General features: G+C 70.2%; 5 protein-coding genes and 1 pseudogene. 4 read left to right on the forward strand and 2 right to left on the reverse strand.

Features of this window, described 5'->3' with window-relative positions:
* Together ACJ8AN_RS14910 and ACJ8AN_RS14915 are read right to left on the reverse strand one after the other, a co-directional pair.
* Positions 1–645 (reverse strand): annotated as a pseudogene (locus ACJ8AN_RS14910) (hypothetical protein); the annotation flags it as partial.
* 186 nt (positions 646–831) lie between these two features.
* A complete protein-coding gene (locus ACJ8AN_RS14915) occupies positions 832–4,428 on the reverse strand; it encodes a protein kinase domain-containing protein (RefSeq protein WP_407756010.1) in 3,597 nt (1,198 codons plus the stop codon).
* Positions 4,429–4,699: 271 nt separating this feature from the next.
* Between ACJ8AN_RS14915 and ACJ8AN_RS14920 the strand changes: the two genes are divergently transcribed.
* The 4 genes from ACJ8AN_RS14920 to ACJ8AN_RS14935 all read left to right on the forward strand — a co-directional run.
* Entirely contained in the window at positions 4,700–5,860 is a 1,161-nt protein-coding gene (locus ACJ8AN_RS14920; protein WP_407756011.1) for a Kelch repeat-containing protein, read from the forward strand.
* Between the two features lie 219 nt (positions 5,861–6,079).
* Positions 6,080–8,377: a molybdopterin-dependent oxidoreductase gene (locus ACJ8AN_RS14925; protein WP_407756012.1), complete on the forward strand. Its 2,298-nt coding sequence runs from the start codon at positions 6,080–6,082 to the stop codon at positions 8,375–8,377.
* A 451-nt stretch (positions 8,378–8,828) separates the two neighbouring features.
* Positions 8,829–10,097, forward strand: a complete 1,269-nt coding sequence (locus ACJ8AN_RS14930; RefSeq protein WP_407756013.1) for an AAA family ATPase — start codon at positions 8,829–8,831, stop codon at positions 10,095–10,097.
* Between the two features lie 2 nt (positions 10,098–10,099).
* Positions 10,100–10,517, forward strand: a 418-nt coding sequence (locus tag ACJ8AN_RS14935; RefSeq protein ID WP_407756014.1) for an RloB family protein, incomplete at its 3' end; no start/stop codon positions are given.

The raw sequence follows: 10,517 nt of genomic DNA on the forward strand, positions 1-10,517 counted from the left end.
CGGGGGCGGCGCCACCATGCGGGTGCAGAGGGCCTGCTCCCGGTCCATGACGTCTCCGTTGTTCACGTAGAGCTGGGTGACCACGCGCTGCTGGGGGCAGACATCCGAGAAGGGGTTGCCGGAGTAGCCACCCGTCTCGGCGACCGTGGACTGCACGGTGGCGCTGGTCATCCAGGCGTTGGGGGCGGCGCAGTGCAGGCCCAGCGAATCGACGAACCAGCCATAGTGGCCCGGGAAGCCCACGACAGCCATGCCGTTCGGGCACTGGCGCGAGAAGGAGACGCCCCACTGGCTCCCCGCCACCGCGGTGGAGGACGTGGCGCCCAGGGTGCCATCGGCGTTCAGGGTGCGGCACAGCAGCCCGATGCTGTTGATGTAGGCGTCCATGGTGCCCTGGATGCCCACGGCGACGGAGTTGGCCGGGCACGCGACGGAGCTGGGATAGCCACCTCCGGAGTCGCCCCGGGCCGGGAGCCAGGTGGTCTCGGTGCCGAGGGAGAGCTCGGCCCGCGTCTGGCCCAGCTGGGTGGGGGTCTGCTTGTCGGGCCCCTGGGCCTCGGGGCTGTTCGGGTCCTCCATCCCGCAGGCGGGGAGGACGGCGAGGCTGGCGGCGAACATCAGCTTCTTCCAACGAGGTGCATTCATCACGGTGGGATTTCCTGGGTTCTGGGAGTCTTCAGTGAACTCGGGAAATCCCTAGAGCACGCGTCGTGCCAGCACGTTTCCGGGGGCTCTTCAGAGGAGAAGCCCCAGGCGAAGGGTCGGGAAGGGAGGGGAACGGCTGTCGGCGACATGTCGCCGACAATCGCGAAACGTCGCGGCCCCAAGAGTCTAGGGTCCGCTGTGCTGGAGGCGCTGGAGGGCGCTTCCCCACTCCCGTTGGAAGCCCGGGTTGGTGGAGAGCGCGCGGGAGAGGTCCTCCCGGGCCTGTCCGCGCCACTGCTGCTGCTGTCCGGGGGAGGCGGAGGGGAGTGCCGCCTGGAGCGCGAGGAGGCTGCCTCGCAGGAGCCGGGCGTCGGGCCATCCGGGACGCGCCGCGAGGAGCTGCTCGGCCAGCTCCAGCCCGCGTCGCAGCGAGGGGCCCGGGTCCTGCCCGTCCCGCATCAACCGGGTGGACCAGCGGCGGAGGAAATGCCCGAAGCCGATGCGGAAATCCTGCCGCCCCGGAGCCAGCTCCAGCCCCTTCTGGAAGGCCTGGAGTGCCTCCTCGGAGTCCTGGGGGCGCCCGCCCGGCGAGAGTGCCCGGGCCCCCAGCGCCTCACCCAGGGAGTACCAGGCCTCGGCGTGGGCCGGATTGCGCGCGAGGGCCTGCCGCAGCGCCGCCTCGGCCCGGGCGCTGCTGGGGCGCGCATCCCTCCCGTGCTCCTGCTCGAAGGTGGCCAGGAGGGCGTGGACCATGCCGCGGTTGGCCAGGGCTCCCGCGTTCTCCGGCAGCAACTGGAGTGCCTGCCGCAGGGCCTCGTCGGCCGCGTGCACGCTCGGGCCCGGGTCCTCTCCCCGGGCGCGCTGGTACAGGGCTCGCCAGGCGAGCACCTCGCTGAGGTTGATGTGCCCGAAGCCACTCTGGGGAGCAACGGCCACGGCCTGCTCGCAGGCCGCCCGGGCCTGGTCGAGCGCGGGGAAGGGGTCTCCCCCGTGGTCCCAGCGCGCCTGGGCCTGCTGGAGGAGCGTCAGGCACAGGCCGTTGTGGAACTGGGGAATGCGGGGGCCGAGCTCGAGCCCCGCGCGGTACATCTCCGCTGAGCGCTCCAGCGAGGGGCCGGGGTCACCTCCCGAGCCGCGCAGCCGCCAGGCCACGAGCGCGTGCGCCTTCCCCGCGTAGAAGTAGGGCACCATGTGACCGGGGTTGAGGCTCCGGGCCTTGTCCAGTGCGGCCAGCGCCTGGGTGAGGTCCGCGTCCGGAGCCGGGGCCCGGGGCAGCGTGGCGCGCGTGTAGTACGCGATGCCCAGGTTGATCCACTCCTCCGGCAACCCATCGTTGCGCTGGAGGGCGGCGAGATAGGAATCGATCGACTTGCCGTAGGCGGGCAGCGGATCCGCGCCGACCTGTTGCTCGTAGTCGGCCCACGACTGGTAGACCATGCCCAGATTCAAGAAGAAGTCCTGGTTCCGCTCCTCCGGGGCGATGCCCTCGAAGCTCTCGACGGCCTTGCGCAGCTGCTCGCGCGGATCCAGCGAGTGACTCTGGCGGGTGTCGCCCCAGATCCAATAGCTCTGCCCCAATTCCAGCCGGGCCTTGGAACGCGAGGGCTCCAGCTCCAGCGCACGGCGCGCGGCCGTCACCGCCTTCTCCGGCAACGCCTCGGAGTAATCGCCGAGGTTGCGTTGATGCTCGGCGAGCCGCCGGTGGAGGCGGGACTCCAGCACGAGCGCGTCATAGTGCTCGGGCAGGGCCGTGAGCGCGCGGGAGACGGCCTGGAGGGCCTGGGTGTAGCGGGGCGAGACCTCGCCCTTGCCGTAGAGCTCCAGAATCAACGCGCCGTACTCCAGCTCGCCCTGGGCCGTGTAGAGGGAGGCCACGCTCTCACCGATTTCGGCCGCCTCGGCATAGGCCTTCCGGCCCGCTTCGAAGTCCGCCCGTGCGCCCTCGTGCTCGCCCTGGTTCCAGTGCCGCATGGCGCGGGCCAGGAGGATGTCTCCGCGCAGCTTGGGCGCCTCGTGGAACCAGGAGCGCTCGGTGCCGATGCCCTCCAGCAGCGAGAGCGCTTCGTCCCACCGGTTCTCGTAGAAGGCGAGCAGCGCCGCCACGTACGCGGCCGAGGGCACCTCGGCCCCTTCACTCTGGCGCAGCCAGGCCAGCGCCGGCTCCCGGTAGCGGCGTTCAATCTCCCGCTTGCGAGCCTCCCGCCGATCGGCGTCACGGAGGCGCTCGGCTTCCAGCAACTGCTCCTGGTATTGGTGCCCCGTCACCAGGGCGAGCGCGTAGGCCACGCGGGGCTCGCGGAAGCCGTGGCTCCAGGCGGCCTCGAGCGACTCACGGGCCCTGGCCTCGTCTCCGAGCGCGAGGTAGCCGCGCCCCAGCGCGTAGTAACCCGGCCCCACGGCCTGCTCGCCCGCGTCGTGGATTTCGGCCTCGAGGGCCGCCATGCGCTCGCGGATGACGCGCCGGTCCACGCGCGTGTCGTGCAGGTGGGCGAGGTCCGAGTAGCGCGCCAGCGCCTCGATGCGCTCCACGGACTCGGTGAAGCGCCGGGCCAGGCGCTCGCGCACGGCGGTTTCGCGGCGGGCCATCCCCACCCAGGCCAGGGACAGGAGCACGAGCACGGCCGCCCCCGCGGCCACGGACGCCACCAGCCGGTGCTTGCGGAGCTTCTTGCGCAGGCGGTACCAGGCGCCGTGGGCGCGGGCCTGCACGGGCTCACCGGAGAGGAAACGGTCGAGCTCCTCGGCCAGGGCGCGCGCCGACTCGTACCGGGCCGAGCGCTCCTTCTCCAGACACTTGAGCGCGATGGCCTCGAGGTCCGCGGGGATGTTCGGGTCCACCGCGCGCGGCGGGCGGGGCTCGTGCTTGACGAGGTTGTTGAGCACCTCCAGCGCGTTGCCGCCGGGAATGGGCGGGTGGCCCGTCAACACGCTGTAGAGGGTGGCGCCCAGGCTGTAGACGTCCGAGCGGCGATCCAGGCGGGAGACCTCGCCGCGGGCCTGCTCGGGCGACATGAACTGGGGCGTGCCCATCACCGCGCCGGAGAGGGTGGAGCCATCGTTCCAGTCCCGCGCCAGCCCGAAGTCCATCACGTAGGGGCGCAACGTCCCGTCCTCCGCGCGCGCCACCATGATGTTGGAGGGCTTGAGGTCGCGGTGGATGAGGCCCACGCGGTGCGCTTCGTGAACGCCCTCGGCGGCCTCGCGCAGCAACAGCGCCTTCTGCTCGAAGGAGAGCTCGCGGGCGAGCGAGCTCAGCGTCCGCCCCTCGATGAACTGCATGGCGATGTAGACGCGGCCCTGGACCTCGCCCACCTCGTAGACCTTGCACACCCGCTCGTGGTCCACCCGCGCCTGGGCCCGGGCCTCGGAGAGGAAACGGCGGGTGAGCTCGGGCTCGTCCCCCCGGACGAACTTCAAGGCCACGACGCGGTTGAGCCGCGGATCATGCGCGAGGAAGACCCGCCCCATGCCGCCCTCGCCGAGGAAGCGCACGCACTGGTAGCGCTCCCACCCGGTGACGGGGAAGACCGGGGGCTCGGGGGTGCTCTTGCTCTCGTCTCGAGCGCTGGTCTCCGCCGGGGGCGTGGCGCCCCGGACCTGCGCCATCATCGAGATGAGCGTGCCCTCGGACAGGCGGCCCCGCTCCCGCAGCAGGGCCAGGGGACCGCGCTCCAGGCGCTGGGCCTCCTCGCGCAGGGAGTCCGCCTCCTGCTCGGAGACAAGGCCCTCGGCCAGGGCCGCGCGCAGCTCGCGCTCGAAATCCGGATGCATGGGGGAAGTCATCGGGGGGAGCCCATCCTACCGAATGGCCATTTCAGCCAGATAGAGCGTGCCCGGGGCCTGCTCCCGCGGCGCAACCGCTGGGCGGGGTGCACCACCGGATGCCGCGCCTACTGGAGAAATCCACTCCGCGCGCTCCGCCGCATGAGGCGCCGGGCGCGCGCATACGCATGGCGCGTGGATTGCTTCACAGCCCGTCCGTGGGAGGCGCGTCCCCAGCCCCGTGCCCCCAGCAGCTCAGCTCGGGCGGCCCTGCATCTGGATGAGGAGCTTCATGTACAAGCGGATTCGGTTGTCGGTCGTGATGGCGGGAGTGGTCACCCTCGTGGGCGGGTGTGGTGACGCGGAGGCTCCGGCCGCCGGGGCCGTGCCGTCCACCCGGACGCAGGCGCTCGGCTCGGCCTACTGGAGCCCCAATGCCTCCATGAGTGCCCCGCGCCACTCGCACGCGGCGGAGCTGCTCGGCTCCGGGCAGGTGCTGGTGGCGGGCGGCAGTAGCGCGAGCAATGGGACGGGCAGCACCCTGCGGAGCGCGGAGCTGTACGACCCGTACTCGAACACCTGGAGCCCCACGGGCTCCATGAACGCGCCGCGCTCGCTCTTCGCCTCGGCCTGGCTCGCCAGCTCGAGCAAGGTGTTGGTGGCGGGCGGTGACCCTGGCTCCGGCATGCTCTCGACCAGCGCGGAGCTGTATGACGCGGCCACCGGCACCTGGAGCCTCACGGGCTCCCTGGTGGAGCCGCGCGCCGCCCACACCTTGACGGTGCTGGACTCGGGCAAGGTGCTGGCCGTGGGTGGGGTACAGCCCATGGGAGGCGCGTTGGCCAGCGCCGAGCTGTACGACCCGGTCACCGGCACCTGGAGCTCCACGGGCTCCATGTCCTGGGGCCGCGCCCTGCACACCGCGACGCGGCTCTACTCGGGCGAGGTGATGGTGGTGGGCGGCGGGCCCGCGCCCACTCAGCAGGTGGACGTGTACAACCCGGCCACGGGCACCTGGCGGCAGGCGCCTTCCATCCCGGCGCTGCACTACTACGGCCACACCGCCACGCGGCTCTACTCGGGCAACGTGATGGTGACGGGTGGCTACGGCGAGTCCATGAAGGTGCTGAGCGCGGTGGACGTGTATGACCCGTACAACAACCGGTGGCTCTCCGCCCCGCCGATGAACCGGCCGCGCCGTGGCCACACCGCCACGCTGCTCTACTCGGGGGCCCTGCTGGTGACGGGCGGCTTCCGCGACGACTCCACCCCCGAGACGAGCACCGAGGTGTATGACCCGCAGTACAACCAGTGGTTCCTCCTCGAGGACCTGCCGGGTGCGCGGATCAGCCACGTCGCGACGCGGCTGGACACGGGGGCCGTGCTCATCACCGGAGGCTACTCGGGGAGCGTGAGCCTCGCGTCCGCCGTGCGCTTCACGCCGCCGCAGTAAGCGGCCAGGCCCGAGCAGGTGTCCCGAGGAGGTGTCAGACGACTCGTGGGGGGCTCATCGAGAGGGTCTGACACCTGCGCCGCGGCTCAGCGCCTGTCCTTCGTGGCTCGCCGGTCTTCGAAGTGCCGGTAGAACGCGCCGCTGGTGAGCCCCGCGGCCCGCGAACCCCTGCTGCCCTCTTGCGATAACGTTCGTCATCCAGCTGGCAAGGGGCCCTCCATGACCACCGAGCAGACCGCCTGCATCCTGTGCTCCCGCAACTGCGGGCTTCGCGTCGAGGTCGAGGGCTCCCGCCTCACGAGCATTCGCGGCGACGACGCGCACCCGGTCTCCAAGGGGTACCTCTGTCAGAAGGCCGCGCGGTTGCAGCACTACCAGGAGAACGCGGACCGTCTCGAGCACCCGCTGCGCCGCGAGCCAGACGGCAGCTTCGTGCGCGTGGGGTGGGACGAGGCGCTCGCCGGCATCGCTGCCCGGCTGGTCGCGCTGCGTGAGCGGCACGGCGGCCGCGCGTTCGCGTTCTACGGCGGTGGTGGCCAGGGCAATCACCTCGGGGGCGCGTACAGCCGGCAACTCACGAAGGCGATGAAGAGCCGCTTCGTGTACAGCGCGCTCGCCCAGGAGAAGACCGGCGACTTCTGGATCAACGGCCGGCTGTTCGGCGACCAGCGTTGCCACATCACGGAGGACGTCGAACACGCGGACGTCGTGCTCTTCATTGGCACGAACCCCTTCCAGGCGCACGGCATCCCGAATGCGCGCGACACGCTGCGGGAGTTGAAGAACGACCCCGCGCGCACGATGGTCGTCATCGACCCGCGCAAGACGGAGACGGCGCGCATGGCCGACGTGCACCTTCAGGTGCGTCCTGGCACCGACGCCTTCCTGCTCGCGGCGATGCTCGGCATCATCGTGCGTGACGGCCTGCACGACCGGGCGTTCCTCGCCGAGCGCTGCACCGGGTTCGCGGCGGTCGAGGCCGCGCTCCGGGCGGTTCCCATCGAGGAGTTCGTTCGTCGCGCGGACGTGCCGCTCGCGGACCTCGAGCACGTCGCACGGACCTTCGCTGGCGCGCGCGCCGCGTGCGTGCGCGTCGACCTGGGGCTGCAGCAGAGCCTCCACAGCACGCTCAACTCGTACCTCGAGAAGCTCTTGTTCCTGCTGACCGGGAACCTGGGCAAGCGCGGGGGGAACAACTTCCACTCGCTCTTCCTGCCCATCCTCGGCAACACCGACGAGCGCGCCGGCCGGCACGTGCTCACCGCGCATCACCGCATGTTCCCCATCGGTGGGCTGTATCCGCCGAACATCCTGCCCGGGGAGATCGAACACGACGGGGAGGAGCGCGTGCGTGCGCTGTTCGTCGACAGCGCCAACCCGGTCCTCACTGGCGCGAACACCGCCGCCTACGAGCGCGCGTTCGCGAAGCTCGAGCTGCTCGTCGTCGTGGACGTGGCGATGACGGAGACGGCGCGCCTGGCCCACTATGTCCTGCCCGCGGCGACGCAGCTCGAGAAGTGGGAGTGCACGGGGTTCAACCTCGAGTTCCCCGACAACGCCTTCCAACTCCGCCACCCCCTGTTTCCCCCGCGCGCGGAGGCCCTGCCCGAGCCGGAAATCTATACGCGGCTCCTCGAGGCCATGGGCGAGCTGCCCCGGTCCTTCCCGGTGCTCGAGCGCATCGCGGCGGCCGTGCCCTCCGCCACGAAGCACGCCGGCTTCATCGCGGCGCTGGGCGCGACGCTCGCCGCGAAGCCGCGGTGGGCCCCGTACGCCGCGTCCATCGCCTACCGCACGCTGGGGAGGGCGCTCCGGACGTCACGAGCGCACCCGGAGCGTGTTCCGCCCGCCGCCGCGGCGCCCCTCATCGCGCTGGCGATGGACCTCGCGCTGAGAGAGCCCCGTGCGGTCCGCCGCGCGGGGCACCGTGGCAACCGGCTCACCCTGGGCCTGTCGCTGTTCCAGACGATTCTCGACAAGGCCGAGGGCACGCTCGTCACGCGGCACGAGCTCGCCGACACCTGGTCGTTCCTGCGGCACCCGGACCGCCGCGTGCACCTGGAGGTTCCGGAGATGCTCGGGGCTCTCCAGGCCCTCCGGGACGAGCCCGAGGCGCCCCCGGGGCTCGTGCTGCTGGCGGGCGAGCGCCGCGCCTACAACGCCAACCAGATCTTCCGGGATCCCTCCTGGCGGAAGAGCGACGCCCACGGCGCGATGCGGATGCACCCCGACGACGCTCGCGAGCGCGGACTCTCCTCGGGCTCACGAGCGATGTGCGAGTCGGACACCGGACGGGTCGAGGTCACGATCGAGCTCGACGACTCACTCCGCCCCGGGATGGTCACGCTCCCCCACGGCTATGGGATGCGCTACCGCGGAGGAGCCCCCGTCGGCCCGCAGCTCAACCGCCTCACGGCGAGCGACCACTGCGACCCGCTCGCGCGCACGCCCTTTCACAAGCACGTTCCGGTTCGGGTGACCGCCGTCCAGGCCGCGCCGGCACCCGGGACGGTCTGAGAGCATCCAGGCCACCGTGCTCGCCCGAGGGAGACTCCATCGCCACGACCCTCTCCGTGTTCGCCGGGACCGAACGTTCCTGTACAGCTACGGGTGGGCACCCACCTCGGCGGTGGAGCTTGAGCTGGCGGGCTCCTCGCCGCACCCCTACGAGCGACCGCTCCCGTTCACGACGCCCCCCTGCGGGGTGGGCCGATTGGGCCGGCGTGTGCCTGAAGAGGGCTGCACCGCCTCTCCAACGGCCCGGCGCACAGCCCTGGCGCCACAGCGGCCTTCCTCGCCCCCTCCGCTCCATCCCTCACCCTCAACACGGCCCCCATCCCGCCTATAACGCCTTCGGCTGATTCAGTGCTCGAAATGGCGCCTGACGCCTCCTTTTCGAGGCGTTTCGTGCGTAAATCTTGCGCATGAGCGCTCGAAGCGGCTACGAGGGCTCCCTCCGGAGGCTGCTATGCTGATCCAGTTCCGCGTCGAGAACCACCGCTCGCTGCGTGATGAGCAGGTGCTCTCCTTGGTCGCCGCCAACCTTGGTGGCTCGGAGGATCCTCGGCTGCTCCGTCCCCCAGAGTTAGGGGAATCGCTGCTGCCGACTGTGGCACTGTACGGCGCGAATGCCTCAGGCAAGAGCAATGTGCTCAACGCTCTGGCTTTCATGCGCGAGGCCGTCCTCCGCTCTCATCGCTACTGGGAGCCGGAGGAGGGCACACCTCAGGAGCCTTTCGCGCTGTCGAGCAAGGCACAGAAGCAGCCTTCACTCTACGAAGTGGACTTCCTCGTGGAGGGAGTGCGTTTTCGCTATGGCTTCGTCCTGAGTGCGGCACGCATCGAGGAAGAGTGGCTTCATGCCTGGCCGCATGGGCGCAAGCAGGTGTGGTTCGAGCGCGAAGGAGACCACTTCGACTTCGGCAAGCACCTGCACGGCGAGAATGAGACCATTCGCGGGCTCACGCGTGCCAACAGCCTATTCCTGTCGGCCGCCGCGCAGAACAACCACGCTGCGCTCTTGCCTCTCTTTGGCTGGTTCGGAGCGGTCCAGTTCGAGCTGAGCCGCAGTCCCCTTCTTGGGCTCAAGCCCTTACATACTGCATTGCTCGGAAACCTCTTCTCTGGACAACTCTCCCTGTTCGAGGAGGACAACACGGCGCGGCAGCACGAGCGTGAATCAGTCGTTCAGCTCCTGCGCTCTGCGGATCTGGGCATCCTGGACATGAGGGTCGTTCGCTCGTCCCGGAGCGTTTTTGACAAAGACGCGGAGATTCACCTGCGCCACCGAGCAGAGGCCGGGCACGAGGTCTGGTTTCCCCTGGAGCGGGAGTCCGCTGGAACCGTTACCCTGCTTGGTATCGCCACTCGGTTGGTGCGGTTGCTGAGGCGCGGAGGACTCTTCTGTATCGATGAGCTGGAGGCGAGCCTGCATCCTGCTCTCGGGCTCGAGCTGTTGCGCCTCTTCCAGGATCCCCGGCACAACCCCAAGGGGGCGCAGCTTCTCTTCACCACGCACGACACGAACCTGCTCGGCAACGTCCTCGGCGAGCCGCCGCTGCGGCGGGACCAGATCTGGTTCACGGAGAAGGACCAGGCCGGGGCGACCCACCTGTATCCGCTCACCGACTTCCATCCTCGCAAGGAGGAGAACCTGGAGCGTGGGTACCTCCAGGGGCGCTATGGCGCCATCCCGTTCCTCGGCCAGCTCGTCACCGCGCCAGAAGAGGAGCCCTAGACATGGGCTCACGGAGACGCCACGACGCGCACTCCATCCGGCGGCGCGGACCCACCCGCGAGCCCAAGCAGCGCATCCTCATCGTCTGCGAGGGGGAGGAGACGGAGCGCGGCTATTTCAAGGCCTTCCAGCACGAGGCGCGCAACCCGCGCGTCCACGTGGAAGTGGCCAGCGAGACCGGAGAACCCTTGCAAGTTGTCCAGATCGCCGTGCGTCTCAAGGAGAAGGCCGAGGGCGAGGCAAGGTCACAGCGTGACGAGAACCTCCGCTGGGACGAAGTCTGGGGGGTCGTGGACGTGGACGAGCATGCGAGCCTCGACAAGGCCCGGCAGCTGGCCCTGAACAACGACATCTTCCTTGCCATTTCCAATCCCTGCTTCGAGCTTTGGGCGCTGCTCCACTTCCAGGAGCAGCGTGCCC

It is taken from the genome of Archangium sp. (assembly GCF_045802675.1).
Lineage (GTDB): Bacteria > Myxococcota > Myxococcia > Myxococcales > Myxococcaceae > Archangium.

Coding starts and splice junctions, on each gene's coding strand:
- ACJ8AN_RS14930 (WP_407756013.1), top strand. CDS start 8,829: ATGCTGATCCAGTTCCGCGTCGAGAACCACCGCTCGCTGCGTGATGAG.
- ACJ8AN_RS14915 (WP_407756010.1), bottom strand. CDS start 4,428: ATGACTTCCCCCATGCATCCGGATTTCGAGCGCGAGCTGCGCGCGGCC.
- ACJ8AN_RS14920 (WP_407756011.1), top strand. CDS start 4,700: ATGTACAAGCGGATTCGGTTGTCGGTCGTGATGGCGGGAGTGGTCACC.
- ACJ8AN_RS14925 (WP_407756012.1), top strand. CDS start 6,080: ATGACCACCGAGCAGACCGCCTGCATCCTGTGCTCCCGCAACTGCGGG.